Below are 19,485 nucleotides of genomic sequence, written 5' to 3' on the forward strand. Positions count from 1 at the left end.
ATAAGTGTAACTCGGTTCGCTTGGGAGCACAAAATCCTGATTCATCTAAATATTTTAAGTCGATTTCTCCCGCAGCACACTTTTTAACGCTTAAACTTTGAGCGGCAATTGTGTTTGAATTGGAACGCTGTTTTCATCCAATACAGACACCGCATTTACGAACACAATTGTATGCGGGACTGCCGGCATTAAGCGGCGCAGCGCGTTCAAGTAAGATTCGGCATCGGGGCGGCGGGCGAAACGGGCGACTGTTAACCGCTGACAGTTGGGGAGGTGGCGAATTAGATGCCAAGGTTGAAGTCGATCGCGATATGTCGATTGTTTTGGTATCATAGGAAAATCCTTCCCACTTTTGTGGGTGGTGAATGAAAGGCGATCGCTCTAGATTTCTCAGGTCAGGGGGCGATCGCTAATTTGATAATATTAATCTTATGATACGTTCGTATCGACTGTCAAGTGCAAGATGGGTCTAATTCGGTTGCGGGTTCGAGAACTAGCTGAAGAGAAGGGTTGGACGTTGAAAGAAGTTTCTGAGCGATCGGGCATTCCTTACAGTACGGTTAGAAGCTATGCCCATTCTCCCAAGCTGGCAACGGTAGATTACACAGCTTTAAACAAAATGGCTCGCGTGTTTGATATTGCGATCGAAGATTTAGTTGAGATTTTGGAAGAGTAGGCTGATTTTTTGCTGGGAATATGGGACGAATTAGGCTGCGAGTTCGAGAATTTGCTCAAGAGAAGGGTTGGAATCTGACAGAAGTCTCCAACAGAACAGGTATTCCATATACCACGATCATTACCTATGCCAATTCTCCAGGCATGGCTACCGTTGACTACACAGCTTTGGACAAGATGGCCAGTGCGTTCGATATTGCGATCGAAGATTTAGTCGAGATTTTGGAACAGTAAACTGATTGTGCGTAAACGACGGCTCTTGCGTTAGCACTTTTTACACGATACTTGCGTATATTGGAATTTTCCGGCTGTAGACTAGAGTCAGGAGTTGTTCAGTCTGCCGGAGTTATATCAATGCCAATTAATCGTCTGTCTGACATAGAAGAAAACTTGGAATTGCTGCAAGAGCAATTAGTGGGCAAGCAGAAGGCTCTAAATTTAGCACCGCAAGAAGACAAGATCCGAATTAAACTGCAAATTCGAGAGCTACGCAAGGATATTCGGGAGCAGGAAGAGGATTATTGGCAGGTTTTCGCTCGGCAAACGAAAACAGAAGAAATTCCCGAACATGAGGCTGAGGTTATTGTTGCCGAGATTGTCGAAGAAGTTGGACAAATTGAAGTGCGGCGACAGTATCCCGATGAGGTAGTTCAGATTTTGCAGGAAATTCGGGACAAGCTAAACCAACCGGGACCGACAGCGGCCGCGAAACTTAAAGGCGTAATCTCAAGCATTCCGCCGTTTGTAGGAATTTCCTACGAGGCAGAATTGGATACAGAGAATGTTTTACAGCAGCATTTCCCAACGTTTCGGAAATGGGCTAAGGTATTTGCAAAAAAGTCTTAGACCTGGAGCCCAAAACACCTAATCCAGGTTTCACAAGTTTTTACCAACTATACGATATTCCCTCTGAACTCGGTTCAAAAAACTTTGTCGGACGGGATGAGGAAATGCAGCAGTTGCACGGATTGTTGCAGGATGGGAGCCGCGTTGCCATTGCCGCTGCGTCGGGAATGGGCGGCATCGGCAAGACAGAATTGGCATGGCAGTATGCAAACTTTCACCGCGAACACAACACCTATCCAGCGGGGATTTGGTGGCTGTTTGTCCGGGACAACGATTTAGCGCCGCAGGTGTTGCAGAAAGCGCTGCGAATGGGAATTCAGCCGCCGGATACTCTCGACAATCTGGAGGAACGGTTGCAGTTTTGCTACGAAGAGTGGGCAAAACAAACCTCTGGCAATGCTCTGCTGGTATTGGATGATGTCAACGATTACCGCGCGGTGCAGCGGTTGCTGCCTAGAAATCCCCGCTTTAAGGTGTTGCTGACAGCGCGACAATTTGTGCCGTCGCCTGTGGGGTGTTTGCCGTTAAAAGTTTTGAAACCAGAGGCGGCGCTAAACTTGCTGCGGCTGACGGCTGGGGATTTGCCGGGAAACGGGCTGGGACGGATTGATGCCCAGCTTGAAGATGCTCAAGCGCTTTGTCAGTGGTTGGATTATTTGCCTTTGGGCATTGAACTGGTGGGGCGCTATCTGCGGCGCAAGCGGGCGCTGTCCTTGGCAGAAATGCTGCAACGGTTGCAGAGTCAGCGATTGGAGGCACGGGCATTGCGGGAGGCGGAAGCTGGGATGACGGCTAGGCGCGGAGTGGCGGCAGCTTTTGAGTTGAGTTGGGCGGAGTTGAAATCTCCGGCGCGGACGCTGGGGTGTCTGCTGAGCGTGTTTGCTCTGGCTCCGATTCCTTGGGAGTTGGTAGCTGAGTGTTTGCCGGATTGGGATGAGGAGGAGTTGGAGGATTGTCGGGATTACGAACTGCTGGAACAAAGTTTGCTGTCCCTGGTGGAGGATGAAACCTCAGATTCGGGTCAATCTGGGCTGGTGCAGCCACGCTATCAACTTCATGGTTTGATTCGGGAGTTTTTTGCGGCAAAATTGCAGGGGCGCGCCGATACTGAGATTTTGCGGAGCAACTTTGCAGTGGTGCTGACAGCGGTGGCGAAGACGATTCCGCAGACTGTGACGCTGGAGGTGCAGGAACGGGTGAAGGAGGCGCTGCCCCATTTGGAGGTGGTGGCGGAGCAATGGTCGCATTTGCTGGAAGATAAGGATGCTGTGTGGTCTTTTACGAGCTTAGGGTGGGTTGCTCAGGGACAGAGTTCTTGGGTAGAGGCGGAGAAGTGGTTCAAAGCTTGTCTCCAGATGACACAGCAACGCTGCGGAGCCGACCATCCCGGTACGGCAACCAGTTTGAACAATCTGGCAGACCTATACCGTGCAATGGAACGCTACCCGGAGGCGGAACCGTTATTAGTGCGATCACTCGCCATCATAGAGCAACAGCTCGGAGCTGACCATCCCCAGACGGCTATGAGTTTGAACAATCTGGCAGCCCTGTACTATGCAATGGGTCGCTACGCGGAGGCGGAACCGTTATTAGTGCGATCGCTCTCTATTTACCAGCAGCAGCTAGGAGCCGACCATCTCAATACCGCTCCGACTTTGAACAATCTGGCAGAGCTATACTGTGCAATGAGACGCTACTCGGAGGCGGAACCCTTCTTCGTGCGATCGCTCGCCATCATAGAGCAGCAGCTCGGAGCCGAGCATCCCCACACGGCTATGAGTTTGAATAATCTGGCAACTCTGTACTATGCAACGGGACGGTACGCGGAGGCGGAACCGTTATTAGTGCGATCGCTCGCCATCATAGAGCAGCAGCTAGGAACCGAGCATCCCCATACTGCTCAGAGTTTGAACAATCTGGCAGAGCTATACCGTGCAATGAGACGCTACTCGGAGGCGGAACCCTTGTTAGTGCGATCGCTCTCTATCCATGAGCAGCAGCTCGGAGCCGACCATCCCACTACGGCAAAGAGTTTGAACAATCTGGCAGGGCTATACGAGTCAATGGGACGCTACCCGGAAGCAGAACCCTTGTTAGTGCGATCGCTCTCTATCAACAAACTGCTGTTCGGAGCCGACCATCCTCATACGGCAACGAGTTTGAACAATCTGGCACATCTGTACCATGCAATGGGACGCTACCCCGAGGCGGAATTCTTGTATCTGCGATCGCTCACGATTAACGAGCAGCAGTTCGGAGCCGACCATCCTCATACGGCAGCTAGTTTGAACAATCTGGCATGGCTCTACTATGCAATGGGTCGCTACCCGGAGGCAGAACCGTTTTTTCTGGGAGCATTAGAAATCTTGTTTAACCAATTGGGGAAGAATCATCCCGACACCCAAAGAGTTTGTAGGAATTTCATTAATTTTCTCCAGCAGGCCACATCAACTGGTCAAGACTCGCAACTTTCCCAGCATCCAACAACGCAAGCAATGGTTAAGCGAGTTCGGGAGACGGAGTAGCTGTTACTGCTAGAACGATTGTTGCCAATTTCTCACTCAAATTTTTGGCGCATCGCTTCATCTACAAAACTCCAGTTTCCAGACAGGAAGACAATGATTTGCAATTCGTCGCCTGCGAAAATGTAAACTTCATCGCTTTGTGGATCACAGCGGAATAGTGAGTTACACAACCTCTTCTAATTCAGGAATATGTTCAGCTTCATAGTTTTCGATTAAAACACCAATAACGTCCATCATCGAAGCCAGGGGATGACTTTCATCCTCGCCCACTCGCTCGATAAGGCTATCTAGTAGTTCGACTAAACGCTCGTATTCCTGTTCGGTGTGAGGGACAAAAACCATTTTAGCAATGGATGACCAAGCACCAATTGTTTGATCGAGATTAAGACTTTGCATCATTCTTTCCACCTTTCTTCATCGTATTCTGAGTGAGTTAATACAGCTCGAATGTAGACTTTGTGCCGATTGTAATGAATAGCAGCAATGAGTCTAACTTTATTCCCTCCAATGTTGAAAACAGTCAATTTCCCGACTCGATCCGCCGATGGAAATATTTCGCGGAGTTCAACGAATGTCGCAAATTCATTTTGTTTGACGAGTTTGTACCACTGAACCAAGGCATTTGTTGTATCTGGATGAAGTTTAGCAAACTCATTCAGCCGTTTGCGGGTGATCACGTGCATATTAATTTACTCATGCCTCCTCCTCTTTAATTTTTGGCGTTAGTCCTGTCAACGAAGCATCGAGCCAGATTCTTCGCTTCGCTCAAAATGACAGAATTACCTTAAAATGCGTAAATCCAGTTTATCAAACTCCCGAAAAAAAAGGGAGAAATTCTCTCTCCCCTTCTCCTCTACGCCTTTACGATTCCTTCCCCTACTTCATCTCATATCCAAACAAATTCGGATCGACTTCTCCCAAATTCAAATCTGCCAAACCATACTCAGCCCAACGCCGATCGACCATCGCGGCCACATCCGGATCGGACTCCAAAACTTCCCCCCATTCGTGATCGGTTTCCGGCGGCATCTTCGTAGTAGCATCAATCCCCATTCTGCCTCCCAAACCAATCTTTTCACTGGCAAAATCTAACGTATCAAAAGGCGTATTCGGCAGAATAAATACATCCCGAACCGGGTCAACTTTAGAACTAATTGCCCAAACTACTTGACGCGGGTCGCGAATGTTGATACTTTTATCCACAACAATCACAAACTTAGTGTAAGTAAACTGCGGTAATGCACTCCAAAATGCTAAAGCAGCCCGGCGCGCTTGACCGGGATATGCTTTATCAATCGAGATAATTGCCGCTTTATAACTCAGGGCTTCCATCGGTAAGAAGAAATCGACAATTTCCGATACTTGCTGCCGCAAAATAGGGGTATAAATACGGTTAAGCGCGATCGCCATCATTGCTTCTTCTTTCGGCGGCCGCCCGCTAAATGTGGTCAGATAAATCGGGTCTTTGCGGTGCGTCATGCAGTGGAACCGCACCAAGGGCGAATCTTCCACGCCGCCGTAATAACCCATGTGATCCCCGAAGGGCCCGTCGGGCAGAACTTCCCCTGGCGTAATCGTTCCTTCTAACACAATTTCCGAGTCCGCCGGTACTTCCAAATCTACGGTTTTGCACTTCGCCAATTGCACGCCGGAACCGCCGTAAAGTCCGGCAAATAACCATTCCGATAAATCTACAGGAATTGGGGTTGCTGCGGCGAGAATAATCAGGGGATCGACTCCAAGGGCGATCGCAACTTCCAACTTTTTACCAGCCTGCGCCGCTTTCCGCAAGTGTCGCGCCCCGCCCCGCACCGATAACCAGTGTACAGTCATCGTGTTTTTTGACTGCAACTGCAACCGATAAACCCCCACATTCGGAGTGCCCGTTTCGCAATCTTTGGTAATTACCAAACCCAGGGTGATAATTTTGCCCGCATCTCCCGAATAAGGGCGAATCATCGGGATTTTGTTCAAATCCACCCCTTCTCCCTCAAATACCACTTGCTGACAAGCTGGGAAAAAGTCGCGGCCCGGTTTGGCTTTCACTACGTCGAACAACACTTTGCCGAATTCTATCGCTTGGGAAATCTTTTTCGGCGGTTTCGGCTGTTGCAGCATTCCCAGTTTTTTGCCGAGCTCTTCTAGTTCGATCGGCTTTTCCATGTTCATCGCCCAGCAAACGCGCTCTTCCGTACCCAAGAGGTTGATTGCGACGGGGAATTCGGCCCCTTTGACGTTTTCAAACAGCAGTCCAGGGCCACCTTTTTGCAGCATTTGGTTGGAAATTTCGGCAATTTCGAGGTCGGAATCGACTAAGGCGCTAATCCGGCGCAGTTGTCCCCGTTCTTCGAGTAGTTTTAGGAATCCCCGTAAGTCTCTAGCCATTTTTTTTAAGAATTGTTAACGTTCTTTTGTTATTATGAGCCGATCGACTGCCACAATTTACTCTTGAACCCCTCAAAGAATATCTATTTAACGAGCCGCGAAGACGCGAAGGGCGCCAAGAAAGAGAAAGAAGAAGATAGGTAATGCCTTGTTCGGTTCAGGAGTAGGCTGCATAATGGGTTACATGAAATGTCCAAGATGCGAATCAGACGAAGTTCGTAAAAACGGCCGTCCCAACGGGCACCAGCGGTATCTTTGCAAAGCTTGCCGCAAACATTTTTTTGAGCGGTTGAGTCCGCAGTCTTTCAGTCGCCAATGCACCGAAACAGAGTTAAGCGAAGCTATCCCGCAAGGAATCGAGTCTGCAACAACCACAGAGTCCGGCGGGATTTCGATTTTGCTGTTAGATGCCGAAAATCTGAAACTTAAGGTTAATACAGAACAATTCTTAGCGGGTTTGTGCGACTATCCCCTGCAAGTTAAAATTGCTTTTGCTAACTGGAAAAACCCAAGTATCGGCAAGTTGGATGCTGAACTTTATGATCGCGGTTACGAACTGATTCACGTTCCGGGCGGTGCTAATAGTGCGGATGGTAAAATGATTGCTTTTGGCGCTGCTATTTTATATCGATATCGGGATGTAAAACAAGTTTTTGTCTGTTCTTCGGATGGTTTGTTAAATCATCTTTGCAATCAGTTGCAAAATCAGGGATTGACTGTCTTTCGGGTGCGTCGGCAAAATTCTGTTTTGTCTGTAGAAAACTGTCAGAATGGTGAGAGCAAGCACTATTCTTGCGAAAGAGAAGAGGAAATCCCTAGTTTTGAAGAATTGGCTAATCAAGTTACAGAGTTGTTGAAGGCTGAACACAAATCTATTGATGAGCGAATCGCTCGTTTTTCTACTGTGGCTGAGCTTTTTCAAGAGCGCCACACTATTGTTTTCCCTTCTACAACTTCCCCTGCTGCACTGTCGGATTCAGCAGAAGACAAAATTTCTTCTGGGACTAAAGAGTGTGTAACTCCTCTTGTCGTGGATCTAGATATTGAATCCCAAAAAGTTCCCGAAACCAAGTCAGTCAATTCAATTGGGATTAATTCGCTGGATGATTTAGAAAAGATACTTGTAGCAATGATTGCGAAAGCGATAGTTGAGTTAAAACAAAATGCTATTTTCGTCACAAGAATCAAGAAACAATTTTATACGAAATATCAGTGTCATGCCGATTTACTTGTGAAAAAGTTTTTGCCTGATTCTAGTCTAATTAATTATTTTAAATCGCGTCCGTCTGTTTTCAAAATGGAATTGCTCGGTAACGAACATCAAGTGGCGATCGCTCCCAAAGCAGCAGCAGCTTCAAAAACAGATCCCTCAGCCGCCCTGGAAGCATCTATAGAAAATATTGTACTGGCATTAACTGCTAAATCTCCAGGCAATTACATTGGCATTAACCAGGTAGCCACCGAATTTCACAAGCAATACGGTCAACCGATTACTAAAAAGCTGCAATCGCTGCATTTGGGTAGCAATTTTTACGATTTTTTGCAGTCATGCCAAAAATTTAAAGTTCAGAAAAAGGGTAAGGAGCATCAAGTGGCGATCGCCAAAGTTACGGATTAAATATATGACTCCAAAGTCATATATTGTGAGGGTAAGGTGCGCTTGGACGTACCTTACAAGCTATAGCAGTCGCCAAGGTGCTTAGGCCACACTCGCCCTTCGACTACGCTCATGTACTCCCTGGCGATCGTATTCAAGATTGAGGTCAAACAGACAACTTTTCGCCTGTCAGGTTTTAATGGGGCGGCCCACTTTTCTTTCAACCAGTCCGAGGTTTTAACCCTCTGTTATCGAATTGCTTACCTATTTTTAACCATTTTTGATTAGCTATTGTGATAAATTATCAGAGGACATCAGTTGTTTTAAATAACCATCTACTAGCAATCATTAGTTATTAGTTTTTAAAGCTGAATTTTTGAGTCAGTTTGCAGCGACTCAATTACTGAATAATAATTAATCCCTCACTAACTAGCACGAAAAATTAATTATTTTTAAACTATCAATACACTCTCGATCGCCAACAATCAAAAGCCCAGGTTTAAATGAAAACTGCCCCTTCGCATCTGCCACCCCCTGAGTCTAAGCTTTGGCAGCGCAATTTAACCTCAGCTATGTGGGAAGAGTATGCTTTACACGTTCTATTGGCGATACTTGGGTGTATTCCCGCATTGATCACCCTAGGAATTATTACAGTCCTGATTTATGAAACAGCAATTTTCTTCCAAGAAGTACCTTTGTGGAGATTTTTGACAGATACGCAGTGGACGCCACTGTTTCCCAATAAAACCTTTGGCATTATGGTACTTGCCAGCGGCACATTGTTGACAACGGCGATCGCCATGACTGTTGCCGTGCCTATTGGCTTGCTCACCGCCATCTACCTCAGCGAATATGCTCCCCATACAGTGCGTTATCTGCTCAAACCATTTATAGAAACTCTATCGGGAATCCCCACTGTAGTCTATGGCTATTTTGCTCTGTTATTTGTCACCCCGCTGCTGCAAAAAATTATCCCCACTCTAGCCGGGTTTAGTCCTTTAAGTGCAGGTTTAGTCACTGGCATAATGATTGCACCTATCGTATCTTCAATGAGTGAAGACGCCATTCACAATGTACCTCATAAATTACGCGAAGCCGCTTATGCTTTAGGTTTTACTCAACCTGAAATTATCACTAAAATAATTTTACCCGTCGCATTTCCCGGCATCGTCGCCTCTTTTACATTAGCAGCTTCTCGCTGTTTGGGAGAAACCCTAATCGCCTCCATTGCAGCCGGACAAAATCCCCATTTGGCTCTAAATCCGCTAGAACCAGTATCGACCATGACTGCTTTTATCATTCAAGTAAGTTTGGGCGATGTACCTATAAATTCGCTAGAATTTCACACTATTTTCACAGTAGGAACTGTCATATTTTTGATGACATCGCTCCTTAACACACTGAGTCACTTGCTTGTCCGGCGCCACCGCGTTCTAATGTTAGAACTCCCACTCTCCAGCCCGGAGGGCAATCAAGAAATTTTAGCGATTAATTCCCGGTCAGATATCGATCAATACTCCCCTCAAAAAACACCAAATTCTCCTCACATTTTTCAGTCTAATTTCGCCAAACGTCACTTCGTCGATCGAATATTCATAATTCTCACAGCTATTCCACCTTTAGTTCTAATAACCGTTATCGGGCTTTTATTATTTGATGTTTCTCAAGATGGTCTCTCGCGTCTTAACTGGCAATTTATCACGTCATTTGCTTCCAGAAATCCCGAAGAAGGAGGAATTTACGTAGCCTTAGCAGGAACTTTTTGCTTGCTGGGATTAACTGCCATTTTCGCTACCCCCATTGGAGTAGGAGCAGCAATTTATCTCGAAGAATACGTCCCCAATAATCTATTTAGCGAATTCCTCGAAATTAACATTGCAAATTTAGCAGCAATGCCCTCTATTATTTATGGCTTGCTAGGGCTGGGAGTATTTGTTCACGGATTAGGATTCTTGACTGGCAAGTACAGTTTACTTTCTGCGTCCCTCACTCTATCAGTAATCGCTTTACCCACAATAATTATAGCTACTCGTTCAGCGCTGCGCGCCGTTTCCTATAGCTTGCGCGAAGGAGGCACCGCTACAGGAATGACTCGGTGGCAGGTTTTGTGGCATCTAGTCCTGCCATCTGCAATGCCCGGTATTTTAACGGGAATTTCTTTATCCCTTTCCCGCGCAATTGGCGAAACAGCCCCGCTAATTGCGGTAGGTGCATCGGCTTTTATTACCTTTACGCCTGCTTTATCTCTGGAGGGGTTGCACAGTCCTTTTACCGCTCTACCCGTTCAAATATTTAACTGGGTTTCTCGAAGTCAAGCCGATTTCCAACAAAATGCAGCAGCAGCAATTATCTTGCTAATTGGCATTCTATTTGTGATGAACATTTCAGCTATAATATTGCGAGATTGCTATAGCAAAAAACAAGCATAAAGTATCAAAAAGCAATTAGCAACCCGTAATTGCGAAGTAAAATCTCACCCCAGTAGAAATAAATTTTCGCACCCTGTAAACCGAAAAATCAAGGATTAGGAGTGTAACGGATAAATTATTGGTTTTTTCTTGCACTCCCCTATCCGCAATTCCCAATCCCCAGTCGCCAGTTTCTTTGTACCTATGCAAACAGATTTTGAATTGCCAACCCCCCTAGAAGCTATTTTGCGCGTCCAGCAACTATCCGTATCCTACAATAACACTTTAGCCATACAAGGAATCAATATGGAAATTTACAAAAATCAAGTTACAGGATTTATCGGCCCTTCTAGCTGCGGAAAAACTACTCTGCTGCGCTGTTTTAATCGTATCAACGACTTAGTTAAAGGCGCCCAAGTAACTGGAAAAATTACTTTTGACGATCGAGACATCACAGAGTTCAATCTCATAGAGATTCGCCGCCGCATCGGTATGGTATTTCAAAAACCCAATCCATTCCCCAAATCTATTTACGAGAACATCGCTTTGGGACTTCGCGTCAACGGCTATCGGGGAAATATTGACGAGCTTGTCGAAGATTCTCTCCGTCAAGCAGCGCTGTGGGATGAAGTAAAAGACCGGCTTAATAAAAATGCTATGACTTTATCAGGGGGCCAGCAGCAGCGACTTTGCATTGCTAGAGCCTTAGCACTGCAACCAGAGGTGATTTTGATGGATGAACCTTGTTCAGCGCTCGATCCAATTTCAACTTTACGCATAGAAGAATTGATTAACCGACTTAAAAAGCATTACACAATTGTTATAGTCACGCACAATTTACAGCAGGCTTCAAGAGTTGCTGATCTTGTTGCCTTTTTCAATATCAAGATTCAAGAAGGAAGGCGAGTGGGCGAACTTGTAGAGTATGCTTCAGCTCCTTCTCTATTTCTCAGTCCTCAACATAAAACGACTTGTGATTATGTGGGTACTTACAGCCGCATAGATAGTGTAATTAATTAAAAAATTAAGGTGCGTTACAAGTAGATATAACGCACCTTAATTCAGTCATTGATTATCCAAATCGACCTTCTACATATTCTTGCGTTTGCTGCTTGGCAGGATTGTTAAAAATAGTCTTAGTTTGATTAAACTCCACCATTTCGCCTAAATACATGAAAGCCGTATAGTCAGAAACCCGTGCGGCTTGCTGCATATTGTGAGTGACAATTAAAATTGTCACTTGTTCTTTCAACTCGGCAATTAAAGCTTCGATGCTGGAAGTTGCGATCGGGTCGAGCGCAGAAGTTGGTTCATCAAATAAAATTATTTCCGGTTCGGTTGCGAGAGCTCTCGCAATGCACAACCGCTGCTGTTGACCTCCCGAAAGATTAAACGCCAAATCATTTAATCTGTCTTTTACTTCATTCCACAAAGCTGCGCCCTGCAGAGCTTTTTCGACTTTTTCATCCATGACGCTGCGCTTCGTTTGACCTCGCACCCGCAACCCGTAGACTACATTTTCATAGATTGACTTGGGAAAAGGATTTGGCTTTTGAAACACCATGCTGATCCGCATCCGAACTTCGATGGGATCTACCTTACGGCTGAGGATATTAATCTCATCGGAGTCCAGCAAGATTTCCCCTTCGTAGCGATTGCCGGGATAGAGGTCGTGCATCCGATTGAAACACCGCAGCAGCGTAGTTTTGCCGCAGCCAGACGGGCCAATCAGCGCGGTCACTTTTTTATCATCCACAACTAGGTTGATGTTTTTCAGTGCCTGAGTTGAACCGTAGAAAAAATTCAGATTTCTGACCTCAGCTTTTGCCTTAACGGCAGTTGAAGACGAAGAGTTGGTTGTGATTTTTTTTACCATTTGATGTTTTTGCGGAAAATATAGCGGAGATAAATTGCCAAGCCATTCATTGCCAAGGTCATCGCCAGTATTATGAGGCCTGCTGCGGCGGCGTTGTTTTGAAATTCCGGTTGCGGGCGCGATACCCAGTTGAACATTTGCATGGGCATGACTGTGAAGGGTGACATCAGCCATTTAAAGGAAACATAAGGAAATTCGGCTTGCAGGGGAGAGTCTGGCAAAAAGGCAATAAAGGTGAGGGCTCCAATTGTAATCAGAGGTGCTGTTTCTCCGATCGCCCTTGACAACCCCACAATTACTCCTGTCATAATACTGCCAGCGGAGTATGGCAAAACGTGATCCGAAATCGTTTGCCACTTGGTAGCGCCTGTGGCGTAGGAAGCTTCCCTGATCTCATTAGGAATAGCCCGAAGTGCCTCGCGAGTAGTAACAATTACTACTGGTAAAATCAGCAGTGCTAAAGTCAAACCAGCGGTGAGAATACTCTGACCCAAGTTTAATTGATATACAAAGAAACCTAAAGCTAAAAGTCCATAAACAATTGAAGGAACGCCTGCTAAATTAGTGACATTAATTTCGATAAAATCAGCAACCCAATTTTTCCTGGCGTACTCTTCCAAGTAAATACCCGACGCAATACCCAAGGGAACTGCGGCTAAAGCGGTTACTAACATTACTAAAGTCGAGCCTACCCAACCAGACAGTACGCCTGCATTTTCCGCGCGACGGGAGGGGAAGGATGTCAAGAATTGCCAGGAAAGACGCGGTAGACCGTCGATCGCCAAATCAATGATTAATGCTAACAGGACAACCACGCCTAATAGCATAAACAATAAGCCTATCGCAGCGAAAATGCTGTCCCAGAGCTTAGCTTTTGCAATTATTTTTCTGATTTCCTGTATATTTTTTACTGCCATATTTTGGTAGTTAGTAATTGGCAATTGATTATTGGTAATTAGTGAGTAGTTTTGACTTTTCAATTGTGAATTATCAACTCTTTAACTCAAAAGTCAAAACTTGCTTTTTACCCTTCCCTAGTATTAGTAAATTTCTCTGTAACGCTTGCTCAGAAAATGCCCAATTATGTTAAATACCAAAGTCATCAACACTAGGGTCAACCCGGCCACAAAAATTGTTTGATACTCTATGCTGGCGTGCGGCAAATCGCCGAGACTCACTTGCACGATATAAGAAGCAATTGTAGCACCGGGTTCCATTGGATTCCAGGTGTAATTTGGCTGCAAACCAGAGGCGATCGCGGGGACCATTGTAAGGCCCACAGCACGAGAAATTGCCAAAATGTAAGAAGCAGAAATTCCTGAAAGTGCAGCGGGAAAAACTACCGACGTTGCTGTCTGAAATCGTGTTGCTCCCATTGCATAAGCGCCTTCTTTGAGATATACTGGCACTGATCGCATTGCATCTTCGCCGATCGAACTAATGAAGGGTACAATCATAATCCCCACCACCAATCCAGCGCTCAACATATTGAAGCCCGGTAAACCTGGCAGCACTTTCTGCAATAGCGGGGTTACAAATAAGAAGGCAAAGTAACCGTAGATTACTGTGGGAACTCCCGCCAGCAATTCCAACGCTGGCTTCATCACCTCTCGCACCCGACTGTCAGCAAATTCGCTCAGGTAAATCGCAATGATTGTACCCATAGGAATTGCCACCATCATTGCAACTCCCGCAATTACCAAAGTACCCGAAACTAGGGGCAAAATCCCGTAGCGAGGCTCGGAAAACAGCGGTGTCCATTCTGTACTCGTGAGAAATTCCACCAAAGAAACTTTTTGGAAGAAACCCAAGGACTCCGAAACTAGGATGTAAAGAATAGCGAAAGTAGTTAGTACCGATGAAAAGGCTGCAAGGAACAGCAAGAAGGCGATCGCGCCTTCGCGTAAATCCCTCACTACCTTTGGGGAAAACGCGGCTTGTTTGGATAATTTCACTGATTTTTGAGCCATTAGTTATCAACAATTAGTCATTGGTTATTAGTTATCAGTCATCAGTCATTAGTCGTGACTCTCCGATTTGCACCCCGAAATATAGATATAATTTTTGTAAGTAAATACAGCGCCACGATCTGGATTTACTCCCGTAACTAATGACTGCTGACTAAATAAATACCGACAAACTTGCTATCTGGCTTCGCGCTTCAACATTTCCTCAATCGTCAAACCTACAGCTTCTTCGCCACCGAAAATAGTGCCTACACGACGCTTTGTAAAATGACTCATAGCAGTTGTATAAGCCTGGGGAGGTAGAGCTACGTACTTGACCTCGCTCGCTAGTTTAGCACCGTTTTTGATATAGTATTCGACAAACTGCTTCACTTCCGGCTTATCTGCTGACTTGGCATTAACGTAGATGAACAGAGGACGCGATAGCGGTTGATAACTGCCATTTTGCACTGTCTGCGTAGAAGGCAATACTGCACCTTTGCCACCATTAATTCCCACTGCTTTGAGCTTGCCCTTATTTGCTTCGTAATAAGCGTAGCCGAAGTAGCCTATGGCATTTTTGTCGCGAGAAACACCGTTGACTAACACATTGTCGTCTTCGCTGGCCGTGTAGTCGCCCCGGCTAGATTTAGATTTGCCGACGATCGCTTCAGTAAAATAGTCAAAGGTTCCAGAAGCAGTACCCGCACCAAACAGCTTCAGAGGTGCGTTGGGAAATCCCGCCCGGATTTGGTTCCAATTATTGATTTTGCCCTGAGCTCCGGGTTCCCACATTTTCTTGAGTTCGGCAACTGTCAAGTTTTGCGCCCAGGTATTTTGGGGGTGAACCACGACAGTCAAAGCATCATAAGCAACGGGTAGTTCTATATATTTAATCCCAGCTTGAGCGCAAGCCTGCATCTCCGCTTTCAAAATCGGTCGGGAACCGTTGGAAATGTCAGTTTCGCCGCGGCAGAATTTTTTGAAGCCGCCACCCGTACCGGAGACGCCCACGGTAACTTGTATGCCTTTGTTGGTTTTTTGGAACTCTTCAGCGACTGCTTCGGTAATCGGGTAGACGGTGCTGGAACCGTCGATTTTAATTGTTCTTTGTCCTTGAGCCTGAATCGCTGGGACTGACATACCGATCGCCGCAGCTACAAATGCCGATGCACCCGCTATTGTCAAGCCGTTAAGCTTAAATTTCATCAAATTGAGCGCCATATAATTTGATCCTGTGCGTTAAGTATGATGAGCAGCGAATCCTATAGGAGGATAACAGTCGATCTTTAAATTTTGAATTAATTTAGATTATGAACAGTTTAAATTTTTCCCACTAACTGAGATAATGGACTGTTGAACAAAGCTTTTGATGACTATAAAATTGATCGGGAAAAAGCTTAAACTAGAAACGGCAGCGACAATAGTCTTTTTAAATGTGCGATTTGCGATCGTCTTGAAAACTTTGTAAGGTTTTTTGCAAAAATGTCTTCACCACTGCTGAAGCGAGAGTTGGGTGTTTTCGGCGCAACTCTCATGGGCCTGGGCTCAATCCTCGGTACCGGAGTATTTGTGAGTATCGGCATTGCTGCGGAAATTGCTGGGCCGGGAGTGATTTGGGCTGTAGGTATTGCGGCTTTAGTGGCTGTTTGCAATGGCCTCAACAGTGCTCAATTAGCAGCAAATCATCCTGTTAGCGGCGGTACTTATGAATATGGCTACAAATATCTCAATCCTTGGCTCGGTTTCACTGCCGGCTGGATGTTTTTGTTGGCGAAAACGGCTTCTGCGGCTACTGCTGCTTTAGGTTTTGCAGGGTATTTTTTAAATGCAGTTGGTGTAACCGATCGCACTTACGTAATCCTAACAGCTTTATTCGCCCTCGCCACCCTCACTCTGGTTGTCTTAACGGGAATTAGGCGATCGAATATTGCGAATACTGCCATAGTCTCAGTTACACTTCTATCCTTAGCAGTGTTTGTTGCTGTCGGTTTGCCAGAGGTAAGGTGGGAAATGCCCGCCCTACAGAATGATAGCTCGATCGGCTCCATCTTCCAGGCCACCGCCCTGATGTTTGTCGCTTATAGCGGTTACGCCCGCATCACCACCATGAGCGAGGAAGTGCGGGAACCGAGGGAAACCATTCCCAAAGCCATAATTTTCACTTTGGTGCTGACAATGCTGCTTTACGTGGGGGTAGCAGTAGTTGTCGCGGGTGCGGGGGGAGCCGATAAATTGTCTTTACAAATAGGCGGTACGACTGCACCTTTGGAAGTCATCGCCCGCAGTTTCCCAATTCCAGGAGTTTCTCAACTGCTAGCCGTCGGTGCAATTACCGCTATGTTGGGAGTCTTGCTGAACTTAATTTTAGGGCTGTCGCGCATCTGGCTGGCGATGGGGCGGCGCTTGGATATGCCGAGAGTCTTGGCGCGGCTGAATCCTTCGGGGACAACTCCCTACGTGGCTGTGGTGGTTGTGGAAGTTACGATCGCACTTTTAATCCTCGTCGGCGATGTCAAAACCACTTGGTCATTTAGCGCTTTTAGCGTTTTGATTTACTACGCTATCACCAACCTCGCCGCGCTGCAACTTTCCCCCGCCGAAAGGCTTTATCCGCAGTGGTTGGCTTGGGTGGGTTTGGGGAATTGTCTGTTTCTGGCTTTCTGGGTGGAGAGGCAAATTTGGCTGACAGGATTGGCATTAATTGCCGCCGGTTTAATTTGGCGGGCGATCGTCCGACTCCCGGCGAGAAACTAGAAGTGTGATAAATTGAAACAGCATCCCGCATTGTAGAGGGTCATGCCCGATCGAACTCCCGAGCTTGCGACTCAAGAATCTCCCGCATTCAGCGCCATCAGTCGCTATATCGCTCAAACACTAATTACCATTCAGGAAAAGCATCCCGAATGGATAGCTGAAAAATACAGGAACACCCCCTGGGCAAAACCTGATTTTCAGTCAGTTTTGATTGGAAAATTGACAAAAAGTTTCACAGTAGCCAGCGATACAGATTCCCTGCTGCTGACTGCGAAAAAATACCTACAAATTCTGCTGGTTCCAGAATTCGTTAATTCTCCTCAATTCAGCAAATTATGTGCCAAAATTCAGCAGCTAGCCCAATCTGAAACAGCACCCGCTAAATCACAAAACTCAGTTTCCTCAAAACCTCCCACTCCCACCACCAATCAAACAAATTCGCTTCCTCTGGGCATTGCTATCTTGCTGCTAGATGTCGAAAACTTGCAACTCACCATCGAAACCGAAAAATTCCTAGAGGGAATTTGCCACTATCCCATCCAAATCAAAGTTGCCTTTGCCAATTGGCGCAGCATGGGCAAGAAAGATGCCGAATTTCACCAGCGCGGCTATCAACTGATTCACGTCCCCCCCGGCAAAGACAGCGCCGACTTAAAAATGGCTACAGTCGGCGCATCGATTTTCGTACATTATCCCACAGCGAAAGAGATTTTTGTCTGTTCGTCCGATCGCGCCCTCACTCACCTCAGCAATACACTGCAAGCCCACGGATTAACCGTATTTCAAGTCCGCAAACAAATAGATAAAATTATAGTTTTAAACAGCAAAACCGGACAAGTGGAAACCCATTCCCTGGTAACTATACCGGAAATTACACCCCTAGAACAATTAGTTATTCAGCTAAAGGAATTAATCAAAAAAGAACAAAAACGCACATCAGCTCAGTGGATAAAACTTTCTACTGTTTCAGCTTTATTTAAGGAGAATCATGGTTTAGTCCTCAATCAAGTTGTTGCCCATCATTTGCTCGGCACTAAAACCAGGGATATCTTTCTCAAATATCCCACGGATTTTGTCCTCCACAAACCATCAGAAACTTCTCAAACTTATGTTACTCTTTTTGAAGTGAGATTGTCGCCCCCACCGCCAATACTGAGCCAAGAGACTCTGAATAACCACCAGGCAGCACCTGCAAGTTTGACAGATATTAATTCTTTGGAAGACTTGGAAAGAGCTCTTGTCAAAATAGTTGGTGACTTAACCGGCAACTCTCCTGACAATTCTGTATTTCTTTCCAATGTAGGCAGCGAATTTCACAGACAATACGGCAAACAAATTACCCAAATAATTAAAGATTTTAATCTCGGTAGGAAATTTACTAAATTTTTGCAATCCTGCGCTTCTCTCCAGCTAAAAAAAGCCGACAAAGGCTGGCAAGTTTCCCTCAATTAATTAAAAATTAGGCGTTGCTTAATCAGGGTATGAAAAAAATAACTTTAAAATCCAAAAGCTTTGTGGATACTGGTTTTTATGACGGGCATATTTAACGTTTCATACCGTAAATCAGCAACGCCAAAAATTAAAATATATAAGCATCCCCATTACTAGCAACTTGAGTTATCATACAATCGGGACGTAAAGATATGTAAAGGGATATGCAGGACAAAGTTGTAGTTGTGGTGGGTGCGACTGGCGGCATCGGTTCAGCGGTGGCCCGCCAACTCGCCGATGCGGGTGCGAAGCTAGTGCTCGTAGCCAGAGACAGCAGCAAGTTAGACGCTTTAGCTAGCGAACTTTCGGCAACAGAGGTACTGTGCGTGCCCACAGATATCACCGATTTGCAGCAAGTCGAGACGCTGATGCAGACAACTGTGGAACATTTCGGACAAATTGATGCTCTCGTAAACGCCGCTGGTGCCGGAATTCTCAAGCAGTGGAACAAGTTAGAACCGACGGATTTAGACGCCATGCTTGACTTGAACTTGAAAGGCAGTTTTTACACGTCTCAAGCAGCGGCGAATGTGATGAAAGAGCGCAAATCCGGCCACATTTGCAATGTCATCGGGATTTTGGGCAAGCATTCGATGGCGATGGGAACCGCTTATTGCGCTTCAAAGTTTGGGGTAGTTGGTTTCAGCAAGTGCATGGCAGATGAACTGCGACGCTACGGCATTAAGTTTACACTATTCTATTTTGGCGGGGTGGATTCTCCGTTTTGGGATAATGTGAGTTTGAAGGTAGACAGGTCAAAAATGCTGAGTACCGAAACTGCTGCAAATGCGATTATGTTTGCTCTTTCGGCTCACCCGCAAGCTGTGCCGATGGAGATTAATATTCAGCCGGAAAGTCATTTGTTCTTTTAGCTATTGAGGAGTGATTTGAAGGCAGAAGGCAGCGGAAGCTGCAGGCAAGAAAAATTATGAGATTTTTAGGTTTGAGAACTTGTACAGCACTTAATTATGTAGGGTGT

General features: G+C 45.9%; 19 protein-coding genes. 10 read left to right on the plus strand and 9 right to left on the minus strand.

Translation table 11 applies throughout. The features are described from left to right. Positions 1-90 precede the first annotated feature (90 nt). The gene (locus tag QUA74_RS09315) at positions 91-333 is read right to left on the minus strand and encodes a hypothetical protein (protein WP_333327256.1); all 243 of its coding nucleotides are present in this window, start codon (positions 331-333) and stop codon (positions 91-93) included. A gap of 130 nt (positions 334-463) precedes the next feature. On the opposite strand from QUA74_RS09315, the gene QUA74_RS09320 reads away from it, so the two are divergent. From QUA74_RS09320 to QUA74_RS09335, 4 genes are all read left to right on the plus strand, one after another. Next, positions 464-676, plus strand: a complete 213-nt coding sequence (locus QUA74_RS09320; RefSeq protein WP_006635455.1) for a helix-turn-helix domain-containing protein — start codon at positions 464-466, stop codon at positions 674-676. Between the two features lie 20 nt (positions 677-696). Then, positions 697-909: a helix-turn-helix transcriptional regulator gene (locus tag QUA74_RS09325; protein WP_333327259.1), complete on the plus strand. Its 213-nt coding sequence runs from the start codon at positions 697-699 to the stop codon at positions 907-909. 120 nt (positions 910-1,029) lie between these two features. After that, positions 1,030-1,521 carry a hypothetical protein gene (locus QUA74_RS09330; protein WP_333327262.1) on the plus strand — a complete coding sequence of 164 codons (492 nt, stop codon included), beginning with the start codon at positions 1,030-1,032 and terminating at the stop codon, positions 1,519-1,521. A gap of 104 nt (positions 1,522-1,625) precedes the next feature. Beyond that, positions 1,626-4,046, plus strand: coding sequence for a tetratricopeptide repeat protein (locus QUA74_RS09335; RefSeq protein ID WP_333327265.1), 2,421 nt, complete (start codon positions 1,626-1,628; stop codon positions 4,044-4,046). Positions 4,047-4,078: 32 nt separating this feature from the next. Here the strand turns inward: QUA74_RS09335 and QUA74_RS29845 are convergent, their stop codons facing one another. The 4 genes from QUA74_RS29845 to QUA74_RS09350 form a co-directional block, all read right to left on the minus strand. Then, complete coding sequence (locus tag QUA74_RS29845; protein WP_445302134.1) at positions 4,079-4,216, minus strand: DUF6888 family protein; 138 nt, start codon at positions 4,214-4,216, stop codon at positions 4,079-4,081. After that, positions 4,209-4,445, minus strand: coding sequence for a hypothetical protein (locus tag QUA74_RS09340; RefSeq protein WP_333327268.1), 237 nt, complete (start codon positions 4,443-4,445; stop codon positions 4,209-4,211). Before QUA74_RS09340 ends, QUA74_RS29845 begins: the two co-directional genes overlap by 8 nt. Then, the gene (locus QUA74_RS09345) at positions 4,442-4,729 is read right to left on the minus strand and encodes a type II toxin-antitoxin system HigB family toxin (RefSeq protein ID WP_333102255.1); all 288 of its coding nucleotides are present in this window, start codon (positions 4,727-4,729) and stop codon (positions 4,442-4,444) included. The genes QUA74_RS09340 and QUA74_RS09345 overlap by 4 nt, the downstream gene beginning before the upstream one ends. 193 nt (positions 4,730-4,922) lie before the next feature. Beyond that, on the minus strand, positions 4,923-6,431 hold the full coding sequence (locus QUA74_RS09350) for a UbiD family decarboxylase (protein ID WP_333327271.1): 1,509 nt from the start codon (positions 6,429-6,431) through the stop codon (positions 4,923-4,925). A 175-nt stretch (positions 6,432-6,606) separates the two neighbouring features. On the opposite strand from QUA74_RS09350, the gene QUA74_RS09360 reads away from it, so the two are divergent. From QUA74_RS09360 to pstB (QUA74_RS09370), 3 genes are all read left to right on the plus strand, one after another. Next, positions 6,607-8,049, plus strand: a complete 1,443-nt coding sequence (locus QUA74_RS09360) for an IS1/IS1595 family N-terminal zinc-binding domain-containing protein (protein WP_445302135.1) — start codon at positions 6,607-6,609, stop codon at positions 8,047-8,049. Between the two features lie 482 nt (positions 8,050-8,531). Beyond that, positions 8,532-10,457, plus strand: coding sequence for a phosphate ABC transporter permease PstA (pstA, locus tag QUA74_RS09365; protein ID WP_333327274.1), 1,926 nt, complete (start codon positions 8,532-8,534; stop codon positions 10,455-10,457). Positions 10,458-10,640: 183 nt separating this feature from the next. Then, the gene (pstB, locus tag QUA74_RS09370) at positions 10,641-11,456 is read left to right on the plus strand and encodes a phosphate ABC transporter ATP-binding protein PstB (protein ID WP_333327277.1); all 816 of its coding nucleotides are present in this window, start codon (positions 10,641-10,643) and stop codon (positions 11,454-11,456) included. A gap of 52 nt (positions 11,457-11,508) precedes the next feature. Here pstB (QUA74_RS09370) and pstB (QUA74_RS09375) read toward each other — a convergent pair whose 3' ends face one another. The 4 genes from pstB (QUA74_RS09375) to QUA74_RS09390 form a co-directional block, all read right to left on the minus strand. Continuing rightward, positions 11,509-12,312 (minus strand): phosphate ABC transporter ATP-binding protein PstB, encoded by an 804-nt coding sequence (pstB, locus tag QUA74_RS09375; RefSeq protein ID WP_333327280.1) that lies wholly within the window; start codon positions 12,310-12,312, stop codon positions 11,509-11,511. Further along, positions 12,306-13,229, minus strand: coding sequence for a phosphate ABC transporter permease PstA (gene pstA / locus QUA74_RS09380; RefSeq protein ID WP_333327283.1), 924 nt, complete (start codon positions 13,227-13,229; stop codon positions 12,306-12,308). The genes pstB (QUA74_RS09375) and pstA (QUA74_RS09380) overlap by 7 nt, the downstream gene beginning before the upstream one ends. A gap of 123 nt (positions 13,230-13,352) precedes the next feature. After that, positions 13,353-14,282 carry a phosphate ABC transporter permease subunit PstC gene (gene pstC, locus QUA74_RS09385; protein WP_333327286.1) on the minus strand — a complete coding sequence of 310 codons (930 nt, stop codon included), beginning with the start codon at positions 14,280-14,282 and terminating at the stop codon, positions 13,353-13,355. Positions 14,283-14,456: 174 nt separating this feature from the next. Further along, positions 14,457-15,482, minus strand: a complete 1,026-nt coding sequence (locus tag QUA74_RS09390; RefSeq protein WP_333327289.1) for a PstS family phosphate ABC transporter substrate-binding protein — start codon at positions 15,480-15,482, stop codon at positions 14,457-14,459. 261 nt (positions 15,483-15,743) lie between these two features. Between QUA74_RS09390 and QUA74_RS09395 the strand changes: the two genes are divergently transcribed. The 3 genes from QUA74_RS09395 (at position 15,744) to QUA74_RS09405 (ending at position 19,378) form a co-directional block, all read left to right on the plus strand. Next, a complete protein-coding gene (locus QUA74_RS09395; protein WP_333327292.1) occupies positions 15,744-17,015 on the plus strand; it encodes an APC family permease in 1,272 nt (423 codons plus the stop codon). Positions 17,016-17,057: 42 nt separating this feature from the next. Next, positions 17,058-18,467 carry an NYN domain-containing protein gene (locus QUA74_RS09400; protein ID WP_333327294.1) on the plus strand — a complete coding sequence of 470 codons (1,410 nt, stop codon included), beginning with the start codon at positions 17,058-17,060 and terminating at the stop codon, positions 18,465-18,467. A gap of 203 nt (positions 18,468-18,670) precedes the next feature. Further along, complete coding sequence (locus QUA74_RS09405) at positions 18,671-19,378, plus strand: SDR family oxidoreductase (protein ID WP_333327297.1); 708 nt, start codon at positions 18,671-18,673, stop codon at positions 19,376-19,378. Positions 19,379-19,485 lie beyond the last annotated feature (107 nt).

Source organism: Microcoleus sp. LAD1_D3 (genome assembly GCF_036702135.1).
Lineage (GTDB): Bacteria > Cyanobacteriota > Cyanobacteriia > Cyanobacteriales > Microcoleaceae > Microcoleus.